This window comes from Mesorhizobium temperatum (assembly GCF_002284575.1).
Classification (GTDB): Bacteria; Pseudomonadota; Alphaproteobacteria; order Rhizobiales; family Rhizobiaceae; genus Mesorhizobium; species Mesorhizobium temperatum.
Genome location: NZ_NPKJ01000053.1, coordinates 240,433 through 267,223, shown reverse-complemented (window position 1 = coordinate 267,223; position 26,791 = coordinate 240,433). Strand labels below are relative to the sequence as shown.

Here is a 26,791-nt window from a genome sequence, read left to right as displayed (position 1 = left end):
TAATGAGCAAGAAAGGCTACTGGATGGCGATGATCGATGTCCGCGATCCCGAGGGCTACAAGCAATATATCGAGGCGAACGCGGCGGCGTTTGCGAAATATGGTGCGAAGTTTCCCGTGCGTGCGGGGCGTTACGCGAACCCGGAAGGGCCGACAGGCAACCGCCACGTCCTGGTGGAGTTCGAGTCCTACGACAGGGCGATAGAATGCTACGAGTCGCCTGAATACCGGGAGGCATTGAAGTACAGGCTTGCCGCCTCGACCGGTCACTTCGTCATTGTTGAAGGCGCCTGAACGGTGATCCTGTTCCCGGCCATCGACCTCAAGGACGGCAAGTGCGTGCGCCTGAAGCACGGCGATATGGCGACCGCGACGATCTACAATGACGACCCGGCCGCGCAGGCCAGGGCTTTCGAGCAACAAGGCTTTGAGTGGCTGCATGTCGTCGACCTTAACGGCGCCTTCAAGGGCCAGAGTGTCAACAGCGCCGCGGTGGGCGCCATCCTCAAGGCGACGAAAAACCCGGTGCAACTCGGCGGCGGCATCCGCACCCTGGCGCAGGTCGAGGACTGGCTCGATCGCGGGCTGGCCCGGATCATTCTCGGCACGGTGGCGGTGCGCGATCCCGATCTGGTCAGGCAGGCCTGCAAGGCGTTCCCGGGCAGGATCGCCGTCGGCATCGACGCCAAGGGCGGCAAGGTGGCGGTCGAGGGCTGGGCAGAGGCCTCGAGTCTCGGCGTTATCGAACTGGCGAAGAAGTTCGAGGGCGCCGGCGTGGCCGCCATCATCTACACCGACATCGATCGCGACGGCGTGCTGACCGGCATCAACTGGGACGCCACCATCGATCTCGCCGACGCCGTGTCTATCCCGGTCATCGCCTCCGGTGGGCTTGCCTCGATCGCCGACATCGTGCGCATGACCATGCCCGATGCGCAAAAACTCGAAGGCGCCATCTCCGGCCGCGCGCTTTATGACGGGCGTATCGATCCGGCCGAGGCACTGGCGATCCTGGCGGCAGGACCGGAGAAGGCGAGGGAGCGATGAAACTCTCGATCATCCTCGCACCCTATGACAGCGGCCTTTACCACGCCGGCTTTGGCCAGGGCCCCGACGCCATCATTGCCGGCGGCCTTGTCGATGAACTTGCCCTGCGCGGCCATGATGTCATCGTCGAGGACATCGGCGAAGTCGGCGATGCCCAGAAACGCGAGATCGCGACAGGCTTCGCCGTTTGCAAAGCGGTCGCCACCAAGGTCGACATGGCACGCGACGATGAGCGTTTTCCCATCGTGCTCACCGGAAATTGCCTGACCGCCGCCGGCGCGGTGGCTGGCGACGCCGCGGATTCGATCATCTGGATCGATCAGCATGGCGATCTCAATACGCCCGAGACGTCCGCCTACGGCTTTCTCGACGGCATGGCGCTGGCGACGACGCTGGGGCTCTGCTGGCGCCCGATGACGTCAGCGATTCCCGGCTTCCAGGCGATCGACCCGTCGCGATGCATGCTGGTCGATGCACGCGACCTCGATCCCGATGAAAGCCGGCTTCTAGAGACGTTGCCGATCATTCGCGCCCAATGGGCCGATGCACTCGACAATGTCGGAAAGCTCAAGGCGGCCGGCGCCGCCCAAGTCCATTTGCATCTGGATCTGGACGTTCACGATCCGGATGTGCTGCAGGTGAACCGCTATGCAAGGCCGGGAGGTCCAAATCCGGAGCAACTGCGGCACCTGGTTTGCGGGCTGGCCAAGTCGATCCCGATCGTCGGCGTCACCCTGTCTGCCTACGATCCTGCCTTTGACGCCAAGGGCGAGGTTCCGCCTGTCGTCGGGCAATTGCTTGGCGATTTTCTTGCCGCGCTTGCGAGGATCTGATGCTGAAAGCCCGTGTCATCCCCTGTCTCGACGTCAAGAACGGCCGCGTCGTCAAGGGCGTCAATTTCGTCGACCTGGTCGATGCCGGTGATCCGGTCGAGGCGGCCAAGGCCTATGACGCCGCCGGCGCCGACGAACTCTGTTTCCTCGACATCACCGCTTCGTCCGAAAATCGCGAGACCATCTTCGACATCGTCGCCCGCACGGCCGAACAATGTTTTATGCCGCTGACCGTCGGCGGCGGCGTGCGCCAGGTCGCCGACATAAGAAAGCTGCTTTTGGCCGGCGCCGACAAGGTATCGATCAATACGGCGGCGGTGAAGAATCCCGATTTCGTCGCCGAGGCGGCCGATAAGTTCGGCAACCAGTGCATCGTCGTCGCCATCGACGCCAAGAAAGTATCGGCCGAAGGCGAGGCCGACCGCTGGGAGATTTTCACCCATGGCGGACGCGAAAAGACCGGCATCGACGCGGTCGAATTCGCTCAGCAGATGGTCGATCGCGGCGCCGGCGAGATCCTGCTGACGTCGATGGATCGCGATGGCACCAAGGCCGGCTACGACATCGCGCTCACCCGCGCGGTCGCCGACGCCGTGCGTGCGCCGGTCATCGCCTCCGGCGGCGTCGGCACGCTCGATCACATGGTCGAGGGCATTCGCGACGGCCATGCCGGCGCGGTGCTGGCGGCATCGATCTTCCATTTCGGCACCTACAGCATTGCCGAAGCCAAGGCGCATATGGCCCGCGCCGGGCTGCCGATGCGACTGGACACCCCAGGTGATCGGCTCTAAAGCAAAGTGGCAACCGGTTTTCGGAAAAGATCATGCTTAAACAAGCAGATAGATGGCGCCATGGCTGAGTTTTCGCTCTCCGAGCTGGAGACAATCATCAGGGAACGCGCGCATTCCGGCGATCCGGATTCGTGGACGGCAAAGCTGTTCGCACGCGGCATCGACAAGGCGGCGCAGAAGCTCGGCGAAGAGGCGGTCGAAACTGTGATCGCGGCCGTTGGCGGTGACAGACAAGCCCTCGTTTCGGAAAGCGCCGATCTCATCTATCATTGGCTTGTCGTTCTGGGCGTCGCCGGCATTCCGCTTGCCGATGTCCTGACCGAACTCGAACGCCGCACCGGTCGTTCGGGCATCGCCGAAAAGGCGTCTCGGCAGGACCGGGGCTGATCGCTGCGGAGGGTAGGAAACTCGATGGACCAGCTCGCCCCCACCGAGAAATATTCGCCCTTTCGTTTTTTCTCGGCGGAGCAATGGTCGCAGTTCCGCGCCGACACGCCGATGACGCTCGGCGAGGACGAGGTCCGTCGCCTGCGTTCGCTCAACGACCCGGTCGACCTCGAAGAGGTCAAGCGCATCTATCTTTCGCTGTCGCGGCTTTTGTCGGCCCATGTCGAGGCGAGCCAGCTTCTGTTCAGGCAGCGCCAGGCCTTCTTCAACGCGATGGATGTCGTCAAAACGCCCTTCATCATCGGCATTGCCGGCTCTGTCGCGGTCGGCAAATCGACCACGGCTCGCGTGCTCAAGGAATTGCTGGCGCGCTGGCCGTCGAGCCCCAAGGTCGATCTGATCACCACCGACGGCTTCCTGCTTCCCAACGAAATCCTGCGCCGCAACAATCTGATGGAGCGCAAGGGCTTTCCCGACAGCTATGATGTCGGCGCATTGCTGCGTTTCCTGTCGGGCATCAAATCGGCGCAGCGCAATGTCCGCGCGCCTGTTTATTCGCACCTGACCTACGACGTCGTTCCCGGCGAGTTCCAGACTATCGACCGGCCGGATATATTGATCTTCGAAGGCATCAACGTGCTGCAGCCGGGCAAGCTGCCGAAGGACGGCAAGATCGTGCCTTTCCTGTCGGATTTCTTCGACTTCGCCATCTATATCGATGCCGAAGAGGAGCTGATCCATCAATGGTACATCGCCCGCTTCATGCGGCTGCGCGAGACCGCCTTCCGCGATCCGGACTCCTTCTTCCACCGCTATTCGCAACTTTCGCAAGCAGCGGCCCGCGCCATCGCCGAAGGCCTGTGGACCAACATCAATCTGAAGAATTTGCGCGAGAACATCCTGCCGACGCGAGCCCGCGCCGATCTCATCCTGCGCAAGGGCGCCAATCATCTGGTCGAGGAAGTGGCGCTCAGGAAGCTGTAACGAAGCGGTTAACGGCGCTTTAGGCAGTGCCCGCTATCGTTCGATTGCCAATTCCAGAGCATTTGTCGGGAGCCGGTGATCAATATGCCTGCATTGCGCCGGCCTGACATTTCCGTCTGGCGCGGAACACTTGCTCCGCGTCGGCTTCTCAAATTCGCCTCGGTGGGGCTTGCGGCCACAGTGCTCTACGCGCTTTGTGCCAGCCTCTTCGCCAGTGCCGGGTCAACATACCTGCCGCCGGCCACAGCCTCCGTCGCCGCCTATGCGGTCGCGGCAATATTCTCCTATCTCGGCCACAAGTTCTTCACGTTCATGTCGGCCGGCTCGCATCAATTCGAAGCGCCGCGTTTCGCCGTGCTGACCGGATTCGGCCTTGCCATCGCCTATATCCTTCCGCTGCTCCTCGTCGGGCAGTTCGGCCTGCCCGTCGCGATTCCGATACTGCTCACTTGTATTCTCATTCCCGTGGTCAACTTTGTCGTTCTCGAACGCTGGATCTTTTCCGGCGGTTCAGCGGCGGGCCTGGACCATGACCCAAAGCGGGTTCCGGTTTTACGAAAATCCGATGCTTAATACGGCGCGACTTGAAGGTCCGCCGTCCTAACCAGGATAGGTCACCCGCCTCAGCGTAAGATTGATCCGTCCGCCATTCTTCAGCAGTGCCGAGGTCGACGGATAAATACGGTCGACGCCGTGGAAACAGAGGCGGCCTTCGTCGCCAAGCACGACCACGTCGCCGCTTTTCAGCCTTAACGATTTGGTGCCGCCCTCGCGCGTGCTCTGGCCGACCCTGAACAGGCAATCGTCGCCCAGGGAAACGGAAACGACCGGCGCGGAGAAATCGATCTCGTCGCGGTCTTGATGAAGGCCCATCTTCGCGTCCGGCGAATAGAAATTGACCAGGCAAGCCTCCGGCGGATGCGGATAGGCAGATACATCCCGCCACAGCTGCAGCAGCACGTCGGGGATCGGCGGCCAGGGCGTTCCGGTCACCGGGTGCATCGGCTGGTAGCGATATCCGTGCTCCTTGTCGGTTACCCAGCCGAGCGAACCGCAATTGGTCATGCGCACGGTCATCTCCTTGCCGGTGCGCGGCATCGTCGGCACGAACAGGGGAGCCTCCTGCACGACCTGTCTCACATCCTCGACCAGCGCTTCCTGCACCGCGCGGGACAGATAGCCGGGCATGTGGCGGACGCCTTTGGGCAGAACGAGCATGGTCGCTTGATCCGTTGGTCTGCAAACTACCAGAATGCCACCATCAAATGAAAACGGCGACCCGAAAGCCGCCGTTGTCGATTGGCCGTCGCCGATCTGGTCAGGCCTGATCGAGGTCCGGTATCCGCAGAACCTGCCCCGGATAGATCTTGTCCGGGTGGGTCAGCATCGGCTTGTTGGCCTCGAAAATGATCGTGTTCTTCGCACCCTTGCCCTTGCCGTAGCTCTTTTCGGCGATCTTCCAGAGATTGTCGCCCTTCTTGACGGTGTAGAAGGTCGGTTCCTTGGCCGGGGCAGCGGGTGTGCCGGATTCGGGTGCGGCGACCTGCAACTCATCCGCCTGCACCTTGGACACGCCGAGCGTGTTGCCGACGGCGATAACCGCCTTTTCGAAGATCGACTGATCCTTGACCACGCCTTTCAGGACAGCCGTATCGCCTTTGACGTCGACTTCCACATTGTCGGTGCCGAGCGCGTGCGAATCGAGTTCTTTCTTCAGCGTATCGGCGGTCGGCTCCGGCTCATCGTCGCCGAAGCCGAGCTTCTTGCCGACACCCTTGACGAAATCAAACATGCCCATCTGCGGTCTCCTTGCTGTGGCGATACCGAACTTGCCACCTACAACCTTGAATTGGAAGCCGCGCAATTGATGTCGCGCCTACCGATCGGTTCGAAAACCGGAATCGCTCGCACGATGGGTAGTTACAAAAATGTCAGAGCGCACTTGTGCGTCCAGGTGGACGCGCGTCGCTCTAATCGTCGTCCACCCGACCGCGCAGTTTCTTGATAGTGCCGCGCCCAGCCTTGGTCTTCAGCCGCCTTTCGACCGCGCCTTTCGACGGCCTCGTCTTTTTGCGCGGCGGTGGCGGCGGTTCGGCGGCCTTGGCAACCAGTTCCGCAAGCCGCGCCCGGGCGTCCGCCCGGTTCTGCTCTTGCGTGCGGAAGCGCCCGGCCTCGATGACGATGACGCCGTCCTTGGTGGCGCGCTGGCCGGCCAGCTTTATGGTTCGCGCGCGGACGCGCTCCGACAGGCCCGGCGCATTCGCCGCATCAAAGCGCAATTGCACCGCCGTCGCGACCTTGTTGACGTTCTGGCCGCCAGGGCCGGACGAGCGGATGAAGTCCTCGTGCAGGTCATCCGGATGGATCACCGCATCTTCGGCGATCATGATCTTGTCGTCGGCGTTCATGCTGCAGTCATGGCGCGGCGGACGAAAAAAGAAAAGGCCGTTCCCCGGGGGTCGGCCTTCCCGATCCCCGTCCGGGCCTTGAGGTGCAGATATCCAGCCGGCGATTATTCCGCGGCTTCGCGCATGCGCGGCGCGGCGCCGAGCACAATGGCGTCGACATGAGCTTCGAATTTTTCGAAATTGATGGCAAACATGCCGACCAGCCTCGCCGCCTGCAGGTCATATGCTGAGGTATCGGCCCATGTCGATCTCGGATCGAGAATGGCGCGGTCGACGCCCGCAACCGCCACCGGCACATCGAAACCAAAATTGGCGTCGGTGCGGAAATCGGCCCCTTTCAGCGAGCCGTCGAGCGCCGCGGCAAGCAGCGCCCGCGTCGCCTTGATCGGCATCCGCTTGCCGGTGCCATAGGCGCCGCCGGTCCAGCCGGTGTTGACCAGCCAGCAATCGACACCGTGATGAGCGATCAGTTCGCGCAGCAGATTGCCGTATTCCGACGGATGGCGCGGCATGAACGGTGCGCCGAAACAGGTCGAAAACGTCGCTTCAGGTTCGGTGACGCCCTTTTCGGTCCCAGCCACCTTGGCGGTGTAGCCGGAGAGGAAATGGTACATCGCCTGCGCCGGGGTCAGCCGTGCGATCGGCGGCATCACGCCGAATGCGTCGGCGGTCAGCATGATGATGTTTTTCGGGTGACCGGCGCGGCCCGTCTTGCTGGCGTTGGGGATGAAGTGGAGCGGATAGGCGCAGCGCGTGTTTTCTGTGAGACTGCCGTCGTCGAAATCCGGCACGCGGCCCGCATCGAGCACCACATTCTCCAGCACGGTGCCGAAGCGTTGGGTGGTGGCGAAGATCTCCGGCTCGGCGTCGGCCGAAAGCTTTATCGTCTTGGCATAGCAGCCGCCTTCGAAATTGAAGATGCCATGCGGACCCCAGCCGTGCTCGTCGTCGCCGACCAGCGTGCGCGATGGATCGGCCGACAGCGTCGTCTTGCCGGTTCCCGAGAGGCCGAAGAAGATCGCCGCATCTCCGCCGGTGCCTTCATTGGCCGAGCAATGCATCGGCATCACGCCCTTCGCCGGCAACAGATAGTTGAGCACGGTGAACACCGACTTCTTCATTTCGCCGGCATAGGAGGTGCCGCCGATCAGCACGATCATGCGCGAGAGATCGACGGCGATCACCGTTTCGGTGCGGGTGCCGTGGCGAACCGGATCGGCACGGAACGACGGCAGGTCGATGATCGTCATGTCAGGCACGAAATGCTCGAGCTCGGCGGCTTCCGGGCGAATGAGCAGATTGCGGATGAACAAGGAGTGCCAGGCAAGCTCCGTGACGACCCTGGTCGTCAGCTTCAAGTCCTCGTCGGCGCCGCCGACCAGGTCCTGCACATAAAGGTCCTTGTCCGCCGCATGGGTGCGAAAATCGGCGAGCAGCGTGTCGAACTGGGTGGGCGAAATCGCCTTGTTGTTGTCCCACCATACATGCGGCCCGGTTGTCTCGTCGCGCACGACGAATTTGTCCTTGGGCGAGCGGCCGGTGTGCTGCCCGGTCTCGGCGACCAGCGCGCCATGCGCGGTGAGCCGAGCCTCGCCGCGGCGGATCGCTTCTTCGTAAAGGACGGCCTCCCCGAAATTATAGCGCACCGCGCCCGTGGTCTTTAGGCCGATCCGATCGATCGCCCATGCGGGATTGCGTTTGCCGGCTTCCGACATGAGGGGTTCCTTCTTCGATTTGCAGCATCCTGGCCGGCGAATTTCCGGAGCCCCCACCAAGGAGACTGTAACGGTGAGAACCAGAAAAGCCAAATGATATCAAATAATTAATCGATTTAAATATTTTGAAAGTTGTTTAAATCGTTTATATGTGCAAAAAATCAGGCGGTTGCCCAAAGGATTGGCGCTCTTTAACAGTCAATCCATGTTGAGGTGAAATCGTGGCCGCCGGCATGCCGCTCGTGACAGCGGACGAAGCCTGTGCCACATTTTGTACCTAATTTGTCCTGCAAAAGCCCCTTCTCGACCAAAGAAGGGACAGCTCATGAGGGAGCCACTTGAAATGGCAACAATCGCGCTTGTCGACGACGACCGCAACATTCTGACTTCGGTGTCGATCGCCCTCGAATCGGAGGGGTATCGCGTCGAAACCTACACGGATGGGGCGTCGGCGCTGGAAGGCCTGGCGGCGCGCCCGCCGAATCTTGCCATCCTCGACATCAAGATGCCGCGCATGGACGGCATGGAGCTTCTGCGCCGGATGCGCCAGAAATCCGACCTGCCGGTGATCTTCCTGACGTCCAAGGATGACGAGATCGATGAGCTTTTCGGCCTCAAGATGGGCGCCGACGACTTCATCCGTAAACCCTTCTCGCAGCGTCTTCTGGTCGAGCGGGTTCGCGCCGTGCTGCGCCGTGCCAGCGCCCGCGAGGCATCGGCCAAGACCCCCAACCAGCAGGCCCGTTCGCTCGAGCGCGGCCAGCTTGTCATGGATCAGGAGCGTCACACCTGTACCTGGAAAGGCGAGCCGGTGACGCTTACCGTCACCGAATTCCTGATCCTGCATTCTCTGGCCCAACGTCCCGGTGTGGTAAAAAGCCGTGATGCGCTGATGGATTCGGCCTATGATGAGCAGGTCTATGTCGATGACCGCACCATCGACAGTCACATCAAGCGGCTGCGCAAGAAGTTCAAGGCCGTCGATGATGACTTTGAGATGATCGAAACCCTTTACGGAGTCGGATATCGGTTCCGCGAAGCATGAATTGATGCATGTCGCCCAAAAGTGGTCCCGGTTTTGGGACAACGACATGCTCAAAACTAAAGACTGAGCGGGGGCTGCTATTCGATGGCAGTGGACGTAGAGCGAGTGAGACGGACGGGCGCCCGGCGCCCGTCGCGGATTCTGCCGGCATTCCTGTCGAGAATCACGGTGCCGATGCGCCGCTTCCTCGGCCACCACATCTTTTCCAGCCTGACGCGACGCATTCTCTTCCTCAACCTCGCCGGCCTGGCCGTCCTGGTCACCGGCATTCTCTACCTCAACACGTTTCGCGACGGGCTGATCGATGCCCGCGTCGAAAGCCTGATGACCCAGGGCGAGATCATCGCCGGCGCGATCGCGGCATCGGCGACGGTCGAGACCGATTCGATCAGCATCGATCCGGAAAAGCTGCTGGAACTGCAGGCCGGCGAAAGCCTGGGCCCCGGCTCCGATCAGCTCGACAATCTCGATTTTCCGATCAATCCGGAGCGCGTCGCGCCGGTGCTCAGGCGGTTGATTTCGCCGACACGGACGCGCGCCCGCATCTATGACCGCGACGCCAATCTGCTGCTCGATTCCCGCCATCTCTATTCGCGCGGCCAGATCCTTCGCTACGACCTGCCGCCGACCGACAAGGAAGAGCCCGATCTTCTGGAGCGTATCCAGAAATTCGTCTTCGACTTCTTCCGCAACACCGCGCTGCCGGTCTACCATGAACAGCCGGGCGGCAATGGCGCTGCATTTCCGGAGGTGGTCAAGGCGCTTACCGGCAGCCCGTCGACCATCGTGCGGATCTCCGAACAGGGCGAGCAGATTGTTTCGGTCGCCGTGCCGATCCAGCGCTTCCGCGCCGTCCTCGGCGTGCTGATGCTGTCGACGGAAGGCGGCGACATCGACAAGATCGTCGCGGCCGAGCGCAAGGCGATCCTGCGCGTCTTCGGCATCGCCGCCCTTGTCACCGCCATCTTGTCGATGCTGCTCGCTTCGACCATCGCCAACCCGCTGCGCCGGCTGTCGGCGGCGGCGGTCAGGGTGCGGCGCGGCGTCAAGAATCGCGAGGAAATCCCGGACTTCTCCGACCGGCAGGACGAGATCGGCAATCTGTCGATCGCCGTGCGCGACATGACCAATGCGCTCTACGCCCGCATCGAGGCGATCGAAAGTTTCGCGGCTGACGTCTCGCACGAATTGAAGAACCCGCTGACCTCGCTGCGCAGCGCGGTGGAGACACTACCGCTTGCCAAGAACGACACGTCGCGCGGCCGGCTGATGGAGATCATCCAGCACGACGTCAGGCGGCTGGACCGTCTCATCACCGACATTTCCGACGCCTCCCGTCTTGACGCCGAGCTCGCGCGGGAAGACGCAGGAACCGTGGATCTCAAGAAATTCATCACGGATCTGGTCGACGTTTCGCGCACGGCGACGCGCAACAAGAAGACGGTCGAGATCGAGTTCAAGGTCGCCAAACTGCCGCAGGGCGTCAAAGGCTACTTCGTCGCCGGTCATGATCTGAGGATCGGCCAGGTCATCACCAATCTGATCGAGAATGCCCGCTCCTTCGTTCCTGAAGAGCGCGGCCACATTGCCATATCTCTGGCGCGCGCCGGCAAGGTCAACATCATCACCGTCGACGACAATGGTCCCGGTATAAGGGCCGACAACATCGACCGCATCTTCGAACGGTTCTACACCGACCGGCCGGCCGGCGAGGCGTTCGGCCAGAATTCAGGCCTCGGCCTGTCGATCAGCAGGCAGATCGTCGAAGCCCATGGCGGCACGCTGACCGCCGAGAACATCCCGGGCACCAAACCCGGCGAGATCAAGGGCGCCCGCTTCGTCGTGACACTGCCGGCCGAAGGCTGACGCATGATCCCAAAAAGTGGGCACCGGTTTTCGGAACAAGATCATGCGTAAAAGCATGATCCCGAAAAATGGGTCCGCGGCAGCGAAAAGTGGGAACCGAGTTTCGGACAAGATCATGCCTGATCCGACTGTGCAGGGCGAGAACATTCACGGCACGGCGATCCTGATCGGCGAGCGTGGTGTCCTTATCACGGGACCGTCCGGCTCGGGCAAGACGACGCTGGCGCTCGCCCTCATCGATCATTGTCGCCAGCATGGATTGTTTTCACGGCTGATCGGCGACGACAGGCTCCTCGCTGCCGATCACGCGGGGCGGCTGGTCTGCCGGGTGCCCACCCCCATCGCCGGCCTCGCCGAGGTGCCCGGTTTCGTTCCGCGGCCACTATCGTTCGAGCCCAGCGGCGTGATCGACCTTCATGTCCGGCTGGTGCCGGCAAGCGAGATGGCACGCTTCCAGGAAGGTGTCAGCGAGCCGATCGCGGGCGTTCTGGTGCCACGATTCGATTTTGCCGAACGCAATGTCTCCACCGCCTTGCTGGCCATGATGGCGCGGCTGCTAATTGCGCCTTTCGTATGATCCGGTTCCTGGTTTTTTGCTGCAATGCGTCAAAATGGCCTGGGCCCGTGCAATTTTGGGCTTGTCAACGCGTCCCGCGTCGACAAGATAGCGCTCCCGCCGCCTGGAATGGCCGGCGAGCATAAAATGCGGCTGTGAAGCGGCGATGACGGGAGCCACCAAAGAATGATCGGACTCGTGCTTGTAACGCACGGTCAACTGGCCGCTGAGTTTCGCCATGCCGTGGAACATGTCGTCGGGCCACAAGACAATTTCGAGACCGTGGCGATCGGCGCCGACGACGATATGGAGCAGCGCCGCAGCGACATCGTCGATGCCGTTGCCCGTGTCGACACCGGGGCGGGCGTCATCGTTTTGACCGATATGTTCGGCGGCACGCCTTCCAACCTCGCCATTTCGGTGATGGAATCCGGTCGTACCGAAGTTATTGCCGGCATGAACCTGCCGATGCTGATCAAGCTGTCCAGCATTCGCAAGGGCGACAATATGAGCGCAGCGCTGGACGAGGCGCAGGCGGCCGGCCGCAAATACATCAATGTCGCCAGTCAGCTGCTGAGCAGCAAATGAACGCGCTGTCGGCCAAGAAGGGTGACATCGTCCGGGAATTTCCAATCGTCAACCAGCGTGGCCTGCATGCCCGCGCCTCGGCGAAGTTCGTTCAGGTCGCCAGCGGCTTCGACGCCTCCGTCCAGGTCGAGAAGGACGGCGTCACGGTTGGCGGCACCTCGATCATGGGCCTCATGATGCTGGCGGCGAGCCCCGGCTATTCGATCCGCGTCACCGCCAGCGGCCCGGAGGCCGAGCAGGTGATCGACGCCCTGGAGCAACTGGTCGCCTCCCGCTTCGGCGAGGAGTCCTGACGCCCAGAGCACCGCGCGTCTTTTGGGCATCGTGCTTCCGAAAATCGATTCCGGTTTCGCGCGGAGGCGCCTCCGAACACATGCACGGATAAAGATTTCTTTATATCCCATTGTCGTCCGACCGACGATCTGCTAGTCAGGCCGGCAACTCGCGCCCTTCGACACGCCTTCCGGCGCGGGCGCATCCCGAAGACATTCACATCGGAGCACTGCCATGACGGGTAGCAATGACTATGTGGTCGCCGACATCTCGCTTGCCGGCTGGGGCCGCAAGGAGATCGAGATCGCTGAGACCGAAATGCCGGGCCTGATGGCCTGCCGCGAAGAATTCGGCAAGGCGCAGCCGCTCAAGGGCGCGCGCATCACCGGTTCGCTGCACATGACCATCCAGACGGCGGTGCTGATCGAAACGCTGAAGGCGCTCGGCGCCGATATCCGCTGGGCCTCCTGCAACATCTTCTCGACCCAGGACCATGCGGCCGCGGCCATCGCCGAGGCCGGCATTCCGGTCTTCGCCGTCAAGGGCGAGACGCTCAAGGACTACTGGGTCTACACCGACAAGATCTTCCAGTGGGCCGATGGCGGCACCTCCAACATGATCCTCGACGATGGCGGCGATGCCACCATGTACATCCTGATCGGCGCGCGTGCCGAAGCCGGCGAGGATGTGCTCTCCAATCCGGGCAGCGAGGAGGAAGAAATCCTGTTTGCCCAGATCAAGAAGCGTATGGCGGCATCGCCCGGTTTCTTCACCAAGCAGAAGGAAGCGATCCGCGGCGTCACCGAAGAGACCACCACCGGCGTCAACCGGCTCTATCAGTTGCAGAAGAAGGGCCTGCTGCCGTTCCCGGCGATCAACGTCAACGATAGCGTGACCAAGTCGAAATTCGACAACAAATATGGCTGCAAGGAATCGCTGGTCGACGGCATTCGCCGCGGCACCGACACGATGATGGCCGGCAAGGTTGCGGTCGTCTGTGGCTATGGCGACGTCGGCAAAGGCTCTTCGGCATCGCTCAAGGGCGCGGGCGCCCGCGTCAAGGTCACCGAGGTCGATCCGATCTGCGCATTGCAGGCGGCGATGGACGGCTTCGAAGTCGTCACGCTCGAAGATGCCGCCCCGACCGCCGACATCATCATCACCACCACCGGCAACAAGGATGTCGTCACCATCGACCACATGCGGGCGATGAAGGACATGGTGATCGTCGGCAATATCGGCCACTTCGATAACGAGATCCAGGTGGCGTCGCTGCGCAACCTGAAGTGGACCAACATCAAGCCGCAGGTCGACATGATCACCTTCCCGGACGGCAAGCGGATGATCCTTTTGTCCGAAGGTCGCCTGCTCAATCTCGGCAACGCCACCGGCCACCCGAGCTTCGTCATGTCGGCGTCCTTCACCAACCAGGTGCTGGCCCAGATAGAGCTGTACACCAAGCCCGGCCAGTATCAGAACCAGGTCTATGTCCTGCCGAAGCATCTCGATGAAAAGGTCGCACGCCTGCATCTCGACAAGCTCGGCGCCCGGCTTACCGAACTGTCCGGCGAACAGGCCGCCTATATCGGCGTGACCCCGCAGGGACCGTTCAAGCCGGAACACTACCGCTATTAACCACAGCGGAAATTACCACTAGATATTGATGCCGGGCGATTGACTTTTCGCCCGGCTTTATTTTTGCGCTGATTGATTCTTCACGCCGATTCGCGCAAGCGCTATGGTGCTGATTCGCGGGTCCGGGGACGAGGGCCGACACCCGCATCAGGGCGGTCTTGCATTCAGGCGGCGAAGAGGACCAGGACATGCCGGGGGATTACCCGCCTTGCGCGGGACAGGCCGTTTCCGGCGGCCACAACGATTCGGTGACCATGGGTTCCGCTGCCAGAGGCGGAAGCCTCTTATGGCGCGCTGGCAGCCGCGTCGGAAAATTGCTTGCTTCTTCCGCGCTCGTCGGTCCGCTGCTTGGCCTTTCGGCACATGCTGGACCCGCTGCTGCGTCTAAAGCCGGGCTGTCGGTCAGCACCGTCGAGGTCATGCAACTCGCGATGTTTGTCGGCGTCATGGGCGCCGCACTTGTCTCGGCCATTTTCCTGATCCGCGAACGGGCGCGCACCTCGGCGCAGAATGTCGAACTCAGAGCCCGCCTGGCCGACGTCAACGCTGCGCTGCAGCGCTCCGAGGCGCTGCTCAACCTGCGCGGCCAGCGTGTCGTCGTATGGACCTCGGAAAACAAAAAGCCCGAGCTCGTCGGGACATTGCCGGTTGAAAGCGGCGCTCCGGAAGACCGTGCCGCCTTCCTGGCCTTCGGCCGTTGGCTGATGCCGCGCTCGGCGGCGGCGCTCGAAAATGCCGTGGCGGGACTGCGGGAAAAGGCGAAGCCGTTCGATCTCGTCATCGAATCGCAGGCCGGTGCGCCGCTCGAAGTGCACGGCCGCAAGAGCGCAGCACACGTGGTCGTCCGCTTCGTCTCGCTTTCAGAAACGCAGCGAAGCGAGGCCAGGCTGAAAATCGAGAACCAGCGTCTCGCCGCCGACTATGACACCATGCTCGGCCTTCTCAACGCACTCAGCATGCCAGCATGGCTGCGCACGGCGAACGGGCGGCTGAAATGGGTCAACCGCGCCTATGCCAAGGCGGTCGAGGCGGAAAACGCCGAAGCAGCGGTTCGCGATGCGAAGGAATTCCTGGGTGGCCAGGCGCGCGAAGCAATCGCTGCACAGCACAAGTCGCATCCCGTCTTCGAGCAGGCGCTTTCCACCGTGATCGAAGGCGACCGCCGCATGTTCGCCGTGACCGACTTCGCTGGCGCCGACGGCTCGGCGGGTCTTGCCTGCGACACCAGCGCCATCGAAACCATCCGTAACGAATATGAGCGGACCGTGCGGAGCCACGCCGACACGCTCGATCAGCTCAACACCGCCGTGGCGATTTTCGATACCGACGAAAAGCTGCGGTTTTTCAACCAGGCGTTTCAGAAACTATGGGGTCTCGACAGCGGCTTCCTGCACAGCGCTCCCGATAACGCCTTGTTGCTCGACCGGCTGCGCAGCGAAGGCAAGATCGCCGAGCAGCCCGAATGGCGGCGCTGGAAGGAAAGCCTGCTTGGCGCCTATCGCGCGGTCGAGTCGCAGGAACACTGGTGGCATCTGCCGGACGGCAAGACCATCCGCGTCGTCGCCAATCCGCAGCCCAAGGGCGGCGTGACCTGGGTATTCGAGAACCTGACCGAGAAGATGGACCTTGAAAGCCGCTATCAGACCGCGGTGCGGGTCCAGGGCGAGACGCTCGACAATCTTGCCGAAGGCGTGGCCGTGTTCGGCCCGGACGGCAGGCTCAGATTGTCGAACCCGGCATTCGCAGCACTTTGGGGGCTGGACGCTGACGCCGCCAGGCCCAACGTCCACGTCTCCACGATCCGCGATTTGTGCGACCGGCGCGCCACCGACAGCCCCTGGCGCGGGTTCGTTGCCGCCATCACCGGTTTCGACGACGAGCGCCGCGACCGCCACGGCCAGACCGAGCTGAACAACGGCACCGTGCTGCGCTACGCGATGATCCCGCTGCCAAACGGGCAGGTGATGATGACCTTCGTCGACGTCACCGACAGCGTCAATGTCGAGCGTGCGCTGAAGGACAAGAACGAGGCGCTGGAAAAATCCGACCAGCTCAAGAACGAGTTCGTGCAGCACGTTTCCTACGAATTACGCTCGCCGCTGACCAATATCATCGGCTTCACCGAGCTTCTTTCGCTGCCGTCGACCGGGCCATTGAGCCAGAAGCAGCGCGAATATGTCGAGCATGTCGGCTCGTCTTCCGCGGTCCTGCTCACCATCGTCAACGACATCCTCGACCTGGCAACCGTGGATGCCGGCATCATGGAGCTCGACATCTCCGAAGTTCACGTCGACCGGACCATCGCCGCCGCCGCCGAGCTTGTTGCCGACCGGCTGGAGGAGCATGCGATCAGGCTCAAGATCGACGCGGCCACCGCGCCAAAGACGTTCCACGGCGATGAAATCCGCATCCGCCAGATCCTCTACAATCTGCTGAGCAATGCCGCGAACTACGCTCCGGAGGCGAGCACCATCACGCTCGCCTGTCGTTCGCTTGCCGAAGGCGTGGAATTCTCCGTTCACGACGATGGTCCCGGTATGCCGCCCGACCTGCTCGATTCGGTGTTCCGGCGTTTCGAACCGCGCACCAATGGCGGCCGCCGGCGCGGCGCCGGCCTCGGTCTGTCGATCGTCAAGAGCTTTGTCGAGCTGCATGGCGGCAGCGTCCGCATTGAGACCGGCAAGGACAAGGGCACCACCGTCATTTGTGCCTTTCCGGATACGCCGTCCGGCATCCGCGCGGCGGCCGAGTAGCGCGCTCGATGACAGGCGTGGTGCTGGAGCGTTTTCTCGCCGACGAGGCTGCGACCGCAAGGCTGGGCGAGGATCTGGCCATGTCGCTGCGCCCCGGCGACGTGTTGGCGCTCAAAGGCGATCTCGGCGCCGGCAAGTCGAGTTTGGCGCGGGCGCTGATCCGGGCAATGACCGACGATGCCGGTCTCGACGTGCCGAGCCCGACCTTCACGCTCGTCCAGAGCTATGAGGCGCGTGTTCCCGTCCATCATTTCGACCTCTATCGCCTGTCCTCGGCGTCCGAACTGGACGAACTGGGTTTCGACGAGGCGCTGGCGCAAGGCGCTGCCATGGTCGAATGGCCGGAACGGGCAGAGGCCTATTTGCCAAAGACTTCGGTTCTGATCGAACTGGTCCATCAGGACGACGGACGCCTGGCGAGATTGTCGGGACAAGGCGCCGCCGTCGAGCGAGCGGCGCGATCGCTGGCCATGCGCGAGTTTCTCGAAAGAGCTGGCTGGGGTGAAGCGCGAAGACGCTATTTTATCGGCGACGCCTCGGCCCGCTCCTATGAGATCGTCTCGCTGGCCGGCCTGCCGCCGCGCGTGCTGATGAATTCGCCGCGGCTGGTGCTCGGGCCGCCGATCCGCGACGGCAAGCCCTATGCGGTGATCGCCCACACTGCGCAATCGGTCTCGGCCTTCGTTGCCATCGACCGGGCGTTGCGGGCCGGTGGCGTCAGCGCCCCGGAGGTCCACGCTCAGGATCTGGACCAAGGCTTTCTGCTGCTCGAGCATCTCGGCTCGGAGGGATTTCTCGGCAAACGCGGCGAGCCGGTGGCGGAGCGCTACGCGGCGGCGGCCGAACTGCTTGCCATGATGCACGGCAAGGCGTGGCCCGATCGCATCGAGGCCGCGCCCGGTGTGTTTCACGACGTGCCGCCTTTCGACCGCGACGCCATGATCATCGAAGCCGAATTGCTGCTCGACTGGTATGTGCCGGCGATGTCAGGCGGCCCGGCAAGCGATGCCTTGCGCGCCGGCTATACAAAAGAATGGAATGCGGTTCTCGACCGGTTGGAGGGGCGCGAATACACGCTCATGCTGCGCGACTTTCATTCGCCCAACATCATCTGGCGCGGCGAGCGTACCGGTCACGATCGCCTCGGCATCGTCGATGTCCAGGACGCGCTGATCGGCCCTTCGGCCTACGATCTCGCCTCGCTGGCCATGGATGCCCGCGTTACGATTTCGCCTGAGATCGAGCGGCGGACGCTCGGTGCCTATATCGCCGCGCGCCATAAGGCTGGCGTTTTTAACGAAGACGAATTCGTCGAGACCTATGCGATGATGGCGGCGCAGCGCAATTCGAAGATTCTCGGCATTTTCGTCCGGCTCGAAAAGCGCGACGGCAAGCCCTATTATCTGAAGCACCTGCCGCGCATTCGCGATTATCTTCGGCGGGCGCTGGCGCATCCAGCACTGGCTGGCCTGCGGGATTTCTATACAGCCCATGGCTTGCTGGAGGAACGGCCGCTGTGACGACACGCCCCAAAACCGCAATGGTGCTTGCCGCCGGGCTCGGAAAGCGCATGCGGCCAATCACCGACACAATGCCGAAACCGCTGGTCAAGATATCAGGCAAGACGTTGCTCGACTGGAGTCTGGACAGCCTGGCTCGTGCCGGCGTCGACAAGGCCATGGTCAACGTCCATTATTTTCCCGAGCAGATCGTCGCCCACGTCGCCGAGCGCCGCGCGCCGCGCGTCGTCATTTCCGACGAAAGCGAAAGACTGCTCGATTCCGCCGGCGGTATCGTCCATGCTTTGCCGGAACTGGGAGGGGCTCCCTTTTACATCGTCAACGCCGACACCTTCTGGATCGACAGCGGCGTGCCCAACCTTGCCAGCCTCGCCCTTGCATGGGACGCGGCGAAAATGGATATTCTGCTGATGCTCGCGGATCCCCAGTCAGCAACCGGACACAGCGGCGGCACGGATTTCCTGATGTCGCCGGACGGCGCCTTGCGGCGTTCGAAAGGTGACCCGGCAGGCCTGATCTATGCCGGCGCAGCGATCGTCCATCCCAGGCTTTTCAAGGATGCGCCGGCCGGCCCACACTCGCTCAACGCCTATTTCGATGCGGCCATCGCAGCCGGCCGCCTGTACGGCATGGTGATGCACGGCCATTGGATCACCGTCGGCACGCCCGACGCCATTTCGCTTGCAGAAGCGGCCGTTGCCACCGCTCTTGCTGTGTCGCCCGGCACTCTTACCGAGTTGACCAGCGCTCTCACCGAGTTGAAATGAGCGGCTCCCGCCGCGTTTTCTCGATCCCGCCCGGAGCGCCGTTTCTGCCGACGCTGGCCGAGGCCTTGCTGTCAGGGCGCCTCGTTTCCAGTTTCCGCTTCGACGGCGACCCGCTGGCGCTGGCCGACGCCACCATCTACGTGCCGACGCGCCGCGCCGCGCGGGCGCTGCGCGGCGTCTTCGTCGACCGTCTGGGTGGTCGCTCGGCGATACTGCCAGTCATCCGTCCGCTCGGCGAGTTCGACGAGGACGAAGCTGCATTCGAGGCCGACGCATCGGCCGCCATCGACCTCGCACCGCCGATCGCCGCGATCGAGCGGCTGCTGCTGCTGGCGCCACTGGTGCGCGCCTGGAAACGCCGCCTGCCGGCGCATGTCGCGGCACTTTTCGACGAGGAGATCGTCGTGCCGGCCTCCGCCGCCGACGCCATCTGGCTGGCGCGCGACCTGGCCCGGCTGATGGACGAGATCGAGACGGAAGGTACGGACTGGACCAAGCTCGCCGATCTGGTGACCGGCAACCTCGCCGGCTGGTGGCAAGTGACGCTCGACTTCCTGAGCATCGTCACCGAAAACTGGCCGAATCTCCTCGAAGAACGCTACCGCTCCAACCCTGCCGCGCATCGCAATGCGCTGATAAGGCTGGAGGCGGCGCGGTTGAAACGCAATCCGCCAGTCGGACCTGTGATCGCCGCCGGCTCCACCGGATCTATTCCCGCCACCGCCGAACTGCTTGCGGTGATCGCCGGCCTGCCCAGCGGCGCGGTCGTGCTGCCCGGCCTCGACCTGATGCTGGATGAGCCGTCATTCCAGGCAATTGCGGCGCCCGGCGCGCGGCCGGCCTTGCTCGGCCATCCGCAATACGGCCTGGCAAAACTGATCGGCAAGATCGGCGTGCTGCGCGGCGATGTCGAGGAGATCGCCATTGCCGAAAGGCCGCTCGCGCTGCGCGCCGCCCTTGTCGGCGAGGCGCTGCGGCCTGCCGAAACCACTGAGCTGTGGGCCGAGACGCGCGCCGGTTTCGCCGCCGGTGACATCATTGACGCCTTCGCCGACGTGACGCTTCTCGAAGCCGCCGGCGAACGCGACGAAGCGGTGGCGATCGCCGTCGCGCTCAAACGTGCCGTCGAACAGCCCGGCCAGCGCGCCGCACTCGTCACCGGCGACCGCGCCCTGGCGCGGCGCGTCTCAGTCGAGCTCTTGCGGTTTGGTGTCGTCGCCGACGATTCGGGCGGCACGCCGCTCATCAACACGCCAGCCGCCAGCCTGCTCAGGCTGGCGCTTCAGGCTGCGTTCCGCCCTGGCGACCCGGTCGCCCTGCTGTCGCTGCTCAAGCACCCGCTGCTTGGCCTGGGCCTGGAACGCACAAGCGTCCGCCATGCGGTGGAGATCGTCGAGCTGGTGGCGCTGCGCGGCGGCACCGGCCGCCCCGACATCGCATCACTGCCGGAGCTCTTCGAGGCCCGTCTCACCGGCCTGGGCAACGGCACCCGCCCGCCTTTCTGGTTCTCCCGCCTGACTGTGCGAAACATCGAGGCCGCCCGCGAATTGCTCATCCGCCTTGCCGCCGCGCTGGCGCCACTGATCGCCTTTCGCAGTCAAGCCGAGGCCGATCTTGCCGAATTGACCCGGGCCAGCGTCGTCGCGCTCGAAAGTCTGGGCCGCACCGCGGATGGCAGCCTGAGCGAACTCTATGCCGGCGATGCCGGCGAAAAGCTCGCCGAGCTCTTGCGCGGGCTGGTCGCTGCCTCGGCGTCGTTCTCCTTCGCGGCGGACGAATGGCCCGATGTGATGGAGGCGCTGATCGCGCCCGAGACAGTCAAGCCGGCACGAGGGACCGACAGGAACATCGCCATCTGGGGTGCGCTGGAAGCCCGGTTGCAGAACGTCGACACGCTGGTCGTCGGCGGGCTCAATGAAGGCGTGTGGCCGCGCAAGCCGGAAAGCGACCGCTTCATGTCGCGGCTGATGAAGACCGGCATCGATCTCGAGCCGCCCGAGCGGCGCATCGGCCTGGCCGCCCATGATTTCCAGACGGCGATGGGGGCCAAGAAAGTGGTGCTTGCGCGCTCCGCCCGCTCGGGCGACGCGCCGGCGGTGCCGTCGCGCTGGCTGCAACGCCTCCTGACCTTCATCGGCAAGGACCATGCGGCGGTGCTTCGCCGGCGTGGTGATGAATTCCTGTCCTGGGCCCGTGCGCTCGATGCCGGCGAAAGGAAAGACTTCGCGCCGCGACCGCAGCCGAAGCCGCCACTGGCTGTGCGGCCGCAGCATTTCTCCGTCACCGAAATCGAGACGCTGCGCCGCGACCCTTACGCGGTCTATGCCAGGAGGATCCTCGGTCTGATGCCGCTCGATCCCGTCATCCGCGACCCGGGCGCTGCCGAGCGCGGCACGCTGTTCCACGCCATCCTGCATCTCTTTTCGCGCACCGTCACCGATCCGCTTGTGCCGGAGGCGCTGGACGCTCTCATCGCCGCCGGCCGCGCATGCTTTGCCGAGGCGGCCCTTCCTCCCGATGTCGAGGCGGTGTGGTGGCCGCGCTTCGAAAAGCTCGCCGCCGGCATCATCGAATGGGAGCGCGGCCGCGCCTTCGCCGTGACACGGCGCCACGCGGAGGAGCGCGCCGAAAAAACCGGCGTCGGCCAGTCCGGCGTGACGCTGTCCGGCTATGCCGATCGCGTCGATCTCCTGGCCGGCGGCATGGCCGACATTCTGGATTATAAGACCGGCTCCTCGCCGTCGAAGGCGCAGGCCCATACGCTGCTTTCGCCGCAACTGGCGCTCGAGGGCGCGCTGCTCAGGCGCGGCGCCTTCAAGGGGCTTGGCGCGCGCGAGCCGTCGCAGTTGGCCTTCATCAGGCTGAAGCCGAATGGCGAGGTGTTCGAGGAATCCATCCTTGAATACAACCGCAAGCCGCGAACCGCCGCTGATCTCGCCGAGGAGGCCTGGGCGCGGCTCGAAAAACTGCTGATCCACTATGCCGACCCGGCGACCGGCTATTTGTCGCGCGCGTTGCCGTTCCGCGAGGGCGAGACCGACGGCGACTACGACCACCTCGCCCGCGTGCTCGAATGGTCTGCTGGCGGCGACGCCGACGACGAGGGAGGGGAGGCATGAAGAAGGCCTATCCCATCCCGACCGACACCGCCGCCAGCCAGGCAAGTGCTTCCGATCCACGAAATTCCGCCTGGGTGTCGGCCAATGCCGGGTCGGGCAAGACCCATGTGCTGGCCCAACGCGTCATCAGGCTCTTGCTGCGCGGTACCGATCCGTCGAAGATACTGTGCCTGACCTACACCCGCGCCGCCGCCGCCAACATGTCGAACCGGGTGTTTTCGACGCTGTCGGAATGGACGGCGCTTGGCGACGTCGAATTGGCGGCAAGCATAGAGGCGCTGGACGGTCGCCAACCCGATCGCGAAACCATGCGCCGCGCCCGCCGGCTGTTTGCCGAGGCGCTGGAGACGCCGGGCGGGCTGAAGATCCAGACCATTCACGCCTTCTGCGAATCGGTGCTGCACCAGTTTCCGCTGGAAGCCAACATACCGGCTCATTTCGAAATGCTCGATCCGCAGATGGAGGCGTCGCTCTTCGCCGCCGCCCGCCGCGACATGATCTCGGGCACGGCAGCCGGCGATGCGGGACTGGCCGAGGCTTTCGCCACCATTCTGGAACGCGGCGGCGAACATGGGCTCGACGCCTTGCTGGCCGAGATCGTGCGCAAGCGCGACGGTTTGCGCGCCTTCATCAGCGCGGCCGGCGGCGATGGCTTCCGGGCGCTGTTCGACGAATTCAAGTTTCGCGCCGGCCAGACCGCCGAAGGCCTGGCGGCGTCCGTCTGGCCGCTGCCGGGCTTCCTGCCGGACTATTTCATCACCTTTGCCCGCGCTGCCGAAGCCGCCGATGCCCGCATCGTGCTGAACAATTTGCTGCCCTACGCCCATCTTGCCTTCGCCGAGAATGATCCGGTTCGGCGGCTGCAATTGCTGGCAAAAGCCTTCCTGCGGGCAGATGGCGAGCCTTATGAGCCAGCAAAGACGTTCAAGAAGGCGTTGCTCGACCGGCTGCCGGATCTTGCCGAGCGCTATCTCTCAGCGGCCGATGCCATCCTCGAAATCTCCGACCGATTGGCCTTGTTCAGGATGCTGGAGGGCACACGTGCCGCGCTGACCATCGCCGACTGGCTGATCGCCCGCTACGAGCACTTGAAGCGCGCCCGCGGCTTTCTCGACTTCAACGATCTCATCACCCGAACGGTCAATCTCCTGGCGCGGCCCGACGCCGGCCTTTGGGTGCAATACAAGCTCGACCAAGGCATCGACCATATCCTGCTCGACGAGGCGCAGGACACCAGTCCCGACCAGTGGGAGGTGGTGAAGCGGCTGGCCGAGGAATTCTTTGCCGGGCTCGGCGCGCGCGACACGGTCCACCGCACGGTGTTTGCCGTCGGCGACGAAAAACAGTCGATCTATTCCTTTCAAGGAGCGGCGCCCGACTCCTTCGCCGACTCAAGGCTGCTGTTTGCCGGAAGGGTGCGCGACGCCAACGCCGCCTTCGCCGATCTCAAGCTGACCTGGTCCTTCCGCTCGACCGACGACGTGCTTGCGGCGGTGGACCGTGTCTTTGCCGACCCGGCCGTGCGGCGCGGCATCAGCCACGATCCCGACCCGCTGACCCACAAGGCGATCCGCACGGATGCGCCGGGCTATGTCGAGGTCTGGCCGTCAATCGGCGCCGACGTCGTCGACGAACCCGACGACTGGATGCAAGCCGTCGACCACGCCCACGCGCCGGCAGTGCGCGTTGCCGAAAACGTGGCGGCGACCATTGCCGGCTGGATCGGCGCCGGCGAGATCATCGAAGGCCGCGGCAAGAAGCTTCGGCCCGGCGACGTGCTGGTGCTGGTGCGCAAGCGCGATCGTTTCGTCCATGCGCTGACGCGCGCACTGAAGCGCCGCGACATCCCGGTCGCCGGCGCCGACCGGCTCAGCCTGCCCGGCCATATCGCGGTAAAGGACCTGATCGCGCTCGGCCACTTTCTTGTCCAGCCTGAGGACGATCTGTCGCTTGCCGCCGTGCTGCGCAGCCCGATTTTCGATGTTTCCGAAGAAACGCTTTACGGGCTTGCCGGCGAGCGGCCGTCCGGCCTCTCGTTGATCGCTTCGCTCAGGCAGCAAGCCGGCGAAAGCGCTGCCTTGGCCGCAATCGTTGCCCAACTCGACACATGGTCTGATGAAGCCGCATTCAAGCCGGTGTTCGAATTCTATGCCGGGGCTCTCGCCCGCGACGGCTTGCGCCAGAAGATGATCGCGCGGCTCGGGCCGGAAGCCGGCGACATTCTCGACGAGTTCCTGAGCTTCTGCCTGGCCGAGGAGCGGACCGGCCTGCCGGGGCTGGAATCCTTCCTGTCGACGCTGGAAAATGCCGGCCCCGAGATCAAGCGCGAAATGGACCAGACCCGCGACGAGGTTCGCGTCATGACCGTGCATGCCGCCAAGGGCCTGGAGGCGCCTGTCGTGTTCCTGGTCGATGGCGGTTCCGCCCCGTTCAGCGACCAGCATCTGCCGAGACTGATGCCGTTCGAAGGCTCGGGCGAGCACTGGGACGGCAAGGGCTATCTCTGGCGCTCGGCCAACGATGTCGCCAATGGATTTTCACGGACCGCTTCGGTCCGCGCACGCGAATTGGCCGACGACGAATACCGCCGGCTGCTCTATGTCGGCATGACCCGCGCCGAGGACCGGCTAGTTGTCTGCGGCTATCACGGCAAGCGGGCGCCGAACGCCGGCACCTGGCATTCGATCGTCAGTCGCGCCCTGGTCGGCGCCCCCGAAAGCACGGAGCGGCAGCACCCGGCCACCGGCGAGACCGTGCATCGCTTTCACGCGACAAAACTGCCGCCGGTCGCACAGGCGGCCACCGAAGAGGCGCGGCAGGCGCAACAGTTCGAGCCGTTGCCGAACACCCTGTTCCAGCCCTTGCCGCCCTTCGAGGACCTGCCGCGGCCGCTGTCGCCGTCCGGCGCCTCAGCGCTGATCGACGAGGCCAAGCAAGCGGTGATCGACACCGGCTCGCCGGTGCTGGACACCGAGGCGGAGCCTGGCTTTGCCGTAATGCGAGGGCTGGCGCTGCACAAATTGCTGCAGATGCTGCCCGGCATTGCGGAGGCCGAACGCCGCGATGCCGCGGAACGCTATCTCAGGCGCGCCGGGGCGCTGTGGCCAGAAACCGAGCGCGACAAGGCCTTGGCATCGGTGACGGCGATCCTTGCCGACAGCCGTTTCGATCAGCTGTTTGCGTCGAATTCACGCGCCGAAGTCGCGATCATGGGCAGCCTGGAGGTCAAGGGCAAATTGCGCTCGATCTCCGGCAAGATCGACCGGCTGGCGGTCACATCAGGCAAGGTGTCGATCGTCGACTACAAGACCAACCGGCCGGCGCCTGCAACCCTGTCGGACGTTCCACCGGCCTATGTCTTGCAGCTCGCGCTCTATCGCGCTCTGCTCCAGCCGCTTTATCCCGAGCATGAGGTCTCGGCGGCGCTGCTGTTCACTGAAGCGCCGCGCTTGATCGAGCTGCCGCTAGCGGTCATGGACGACGCCCTTGCCCGACTCACGGGAGCGTGACACAACAGCTGCTTGAAGAAGGGCACGACCACCACCACATTTGGTGCGACAATAACTCTCGAAAGGATCTCCCGCATGGCCACCGTCAAGGTCGACAAGAGCAACTTCCAGACCGATGTGCTTGATGCCAAGGAGCCGGTCGTGGTCGACTTCTGGGCGGAATGGTGCGGCCCCTGCAAGATGATTGCGCCGGCGCTGGAAGACATCGCTATCGAACTCGGCAGCAAGGTCAAGATCGCCAAGCTCAACATCGACGAGAATCCCGAGCTGGCCGCGCAGTTCGGCGTGCGCTCGATCCCGACGCTGATGATCTTCAAGGGCGGCGAAATGGCCGACATGAAGGTCGGCGCCGCGCCGAAGACGGCGCTGTCGCACTGGATCAACGGCAATCTCGCCTGATCCGACCCTGAATCTCTGCAATCAAGCCCGGCCTCGCGCCGGGCTTTTCGTGGCGTCATCTACAGCGCCGCGCGTCCTCTTGGACGCACAAAGGACGCTGTAGGACTTGATCTTGCGCATGACCCAGAAATTCGAATCCGATTTTCTGGGTCATGCGCTGGTCCGCCCTGGCACTCGCCACTTGCCGCCTCATGTTCTTGTCTGGCTTAAAGCAGGAGAACGACATGACCGGATCCGCCAAGGCCACCGTCTTCATCGACAATGAGCGCGTCATTGTCACCGAATACCGCTTCGCCCAAGGCGACAACACCGGCTGGCACCGTCATGGCCACGATTATGTCATCGTGCCGCTGATGGACGGCAAGCTCAAGCTCCTGACCAAGGACGGCGAATCCTTCGCCGAAATGAAGAAGGGGGCGCCCTATTTCCGCAAAGAGGGCGTGGAGCATGACGTCATCAATGCTAATGAAGGCGAGTACGCCTTTATTGAGATCGAGCTGAAGTAATTCACCTAGGGTGTGTTGAGATTCAGCTCAGGCCGAGTCGAAAATGGCGGGTTCTGAGAACCGGAGCGGAGCGTACTTTTGGGTACGTGAG

The 26,791-nt window shown here is 63.5% G+C and carries 24 protein-coding genes; 20 read left to right on the top strand and 4 right to left on the bottom strand.

Annotation, left to right across the window (positions count from 1 at the left end):
• Positions 1-2: 2 nt before the first annotated feature.
• The 7 genes from CIT26_RS19135 (at position 3) to CIT26_RS19105 (ending at position 4,614) form a co-directional block, all read left to right on the top strand.
• Positions 3-293 carry a DUF1330 domain-containing protein gene (locus tag CIT26_RS19135; protein WP_095494010.1) on the top strand — a complete coding sequence of 97 codons (291 nt, stop codon included), beginning with the start codon at positions 3-5 and terminating at the stop codon, positions 291-293.
• Positions 294-296: 3 nt separating this feature from the next.
• The gene (hisA, locus tag CIT26_RS19130; RefSeq protein ID WP_095494009.1) at positions 297-1,046 is read left to right on the top strand and encodes a 1-(5-phosphoribosyl)-5-[(5-phosphoribosylamino)methylideneamino]imidazole-4-carboxamide isomerase; all 750 of its coding nucleotides are present in this window, start codon (positions 297-299) and stop codon (positions 1,044-1,046) included.
• Positions 1,043-1,879, top strand: coding sequence for an arginase family protein (locus tag CIT26_RS19125; protein ID WP_095494008.1), 837 nt, complete (start codon positions 1,043-1,045; stop codon positions 1,877-1,879). Before hisA ends, CIT26_RS19125 begins: the two co-directional genes overlap by 4 nt.
• Positions 1,876-2,670, top strand: a complete 795-nt coding sequence (hisF, locus tag CIT26_RS19120; RefSeq protein WP_167391463.1) for an imidazole glycerol phosphate synthase subunit HisF — start codon at positions 1,876-1,878, stop codon at positions 2,668-2,670. Before CIT26_RS19125 ends, hisF begins: the two co-directional genes overlap by 4 nt.
• A gap of 60 nt (positions 2,671-2,730) precedes the next feature.
• Positions 2,731-3,057: a phosphoribosyl-ATP diphosphatase gene (locus CIT26_RS19115; RefSeq protein ID WP_095494006.1), complete on the top strand. Its 327-nt coding sequence runs from the start codon at positions 2,731-2,733 to the stop codon at positions 3,055-3,057.
• A gap of 24 nt (positions 3,058-3,081) precedes the next feature.
• On the top strand, positions 3,082-4,041 hold the full coding sequence (gene coaA, locus CIT26_RS19110; protein WP_095494005.1) for a type I pantothenate kinase: 960 nt from the start codon (positions 3,082-3,084) through the stop codon (positions 4,039-4,041).
• 84 nt (positions 4,042-4,125) lie between these two features.
• Positions 4,126-4,614, top strand: a complete 489-nt coding sequence (locus tag CIT26_RS19105; RefSeq protein ID WP_167391451.1) for a GtrA family protein — start codon at positions 4,126-4,128, stop codon at positions 4,612-4,614.
• 27 nt (positions 4,615-4,641) lie between these two features.
• Here CIT26_RS19105 and CIT26_RS19100 read toward each other — a convergent pair whose 3' ends face one another.
• The 4 genes from CIT26_RS19100 to CIT26_RS19085 all read right to left on the bottom strand — a co-directional run bounded on the left by CIT26_RS19100 (position 4,642) and on the right by CIT26_RS19085 (position 8,164).
• Positions 4,642-5,259: an alpha-ketoglutarate-dependent dioxygenase AlkB family protein gene (locus CIT26_RS19100; protein ID WP_095494003.1), complete on the bottom strand. Its 618-nt coding sequence runs from the start codon at positions 5,257-5,259 to the stop codon at positions 4,642-4,644.
• Between the two features lie 100 nt (positions 5,260-5,359).
• A complete protein-coding gene (gene lysM, locus CIT26_RS19095) occupies positions 5,360-5,839 on the bottom strand; it encodes a peptidoglycan-binding protein LysM (protein ID WP_095494002.1) in 480 nt (159 codons plus the stop codon).
• A 172-nt stretch (positions 5,840-6,011) separates the two neighbouring features.
• Entirely contained in the window at positions 6,012-6,449 is a 438-nt protein-coding gene (gene arfB / locus CIT26_RS19090) for an alternative ribosome rescue aminoacyl-tRNA hydrolase ArfB (RefSeq protein WP_095494001.1), read from the bottom strand.
• A 104-nt stretch (positions 6,450-6,553) separates the two neighbouring features.
• A complete protein-coding gene (locus tag CIT26_RS19085; RefSeq protein WP_095494000.1) occupies positions 6,554-8,164 on the bottom strand; it encodes a phosphoenolpyruvate carboxykinase in 1,611 nt (536 codons plus the stop codon).
• Between the two features lie 343 nt (positions 8,165-8,507).
• On the opposite strand from CIT26_RS19085, the gene CIT26_RS19080 reads away from it, so the two are divergent.
• The 13 genes from CIT26_RS19080 to CIT26_RS19020 all read left to right on the top strand — a co-directional run bounded on the left by CIT26_RS19080 (position 8,508) and on the right by CIT26_RS19020 (position 26,700).
• On the top strand, positions 8,508-9,209 hold the full coding sequence (locus tag CIT26_RS19080) for a response regulator transcription factor (protein ID WP_023796909.1): 702 nt from the start codon (positions 8,508-8,510) through the stop codon (positions 9,207-9,209).
• Between the two features lie 84 nt (positions 9,210-9,293).
• Complete coding sequence (locus tag CIT26_RS19075; RefSeq protein WP_095493999.1) at positions 9,294-11,075, top strand: sensor histidine kinase; 1,782 nt, start codon at positions 9,294-9,296, stop codon at positions 11,073-11,075.
• Positions 11,076-11,190: 115 nt separating this feature from the next.
• Positions 11,191-11,652: an HPr kinase/phosphorylase gene (locus CIT26_RS19070; protein WP_095494145.1), complete on the top strand. Its 462-nt coding sequence runs from the start codon at positions 11,191-11,193 to the stop codon at positions 11,650-11,652.
• A gap of 165 nt (positions 11,653-11,817) precedes the next feature.
• Positions 11,818-12,219, top strand: coding sequence for a PTS sugar transporter subunit IIA (locus CIT26_RS19065; RefSeq protein WP_023796905.1), 402 nt, complete (start codon positions 11,818-11,820; stop codon positions 12,217-12,219).
• Complete coding sequence (locus CIT26_RS19060; RefSeq protein ID WP_095493998.1) at positions 12,216-12,512, top strand: HPr family phosphocarrier protein; 297 nt, start codon at positions 12,216-12,218, stop codon at positions 12,510-12,512. The genes CIT26_RS19065 and CIT26_RS19060 overlap by 4 nt, the downstream gene beginning before the upstream one ends.
• A 214-nt stretch (positions 12,513-12,726) precedes the next feature.
• Positions 12,727-14,127, top strand: a complete 1,401-nt coding sequence (gene ahcY / locus CIT26_RS19055; RefSeq protein ID WP_095493997.1) for an adenosylhomocysteinase — start codon at positions 12,727-12,729, stop codon at positions 14,125-14,127.
• A 188-nt stretch (positions 14,128-14,315) separates the two neighbouring features.
• A complete protein-coding gene (locus tag CIT26_RS19050) occupies positions 14,316-16,880 on the top strand; it encodes a sensor histidine kinase (RefSeq protein WP_095494144.1) in 2,565 nt (854 codons plus the stop codon).
• Positions 16,881-16,888: 8 nt separating this feature from the next.
• Complete coding sequence (gene tsaE, locus CIT26_RS19045; RefSeq protein WP_095493996.1) at positions 16,889-18,400, top strand: tRNA (adenosine(37)-N6)-threonylcarbamoyltransferase complex ATPase subunit type 1 TsaE; 1,512 nt, start codon at positions 16,889-16,891, stop codon at positions 18,398-18,400.
• Positions 18,397-19,167 (top strand): nucleotidyltransferase family protein, encoded by a 771-nt coding sequence (locus CIT26_RS19040; RefSeq protein WP_095493995.1) that lies wholly within the window; start codon positions 18,397-18,399, stop codon positions 19,165-19,167. Before tsaE ends, CIT26_RS19040 begins: the two co-directional genes overlap by 4 nt.
• Positions 19,164-22,286 carry a double-strand break repair protein AddB gene (gene addB / locus CIT26_RS19035; protein WP_095493994.1) on the top strand — a complete coding sequence of 1,041 codons (3,123 nt, stop codon included), beginning with the start codon at positions 19,164-19,166 and terminating at the stop codon, positions 22,284-22,286. The genes CIT26_RS19040 and addB overlap by 4 nt, the downstream gene beginning before the upstream one ends.
• Positions 22,283-25,795 carry a double-strand break repair helicase AddA gene (gene addA, locus CIT26_RS19030; protein ID WP_095493993.1) on the top strand — a complete coding sequence of 1,171 codons (3,513 nt, stop codon included), beginning with the start codon at positions 22,283-22,285 and terminating at the stop codon, positions 25,793-25,795. The genes addB and addA overlap by 4 nt, the downstream gene beginning before the upstream one ends.
• 75 nt (positions 25,796-25,870) lie before the next feature.
• Positions 25,871-26,194, top strand: coding sequence for a thioredoxin (trxA, locus tag CIT26_RS19025; protein ID WP_027152031.1), 324 nt, complete (start codon positions 25,871-25,873; stop codon positions 26,192-26,194).
• Between the two features lie 224 nt (positions 26,195-26,418).
• The gene (locus CIT26_RS19020) at positions 26,419-26,700 is read left to right on the top strand and encodes a cupin domain-containing protein (RefSeq protein WP_095493992.1); all 282 of its coding nucleotides are present in this window, start codon (positions 26,419-26,421) and stop codon (positions 26,698-26,700) included.
• Positions 26,701-26,791: the final 91 nt, after the last annotated feature.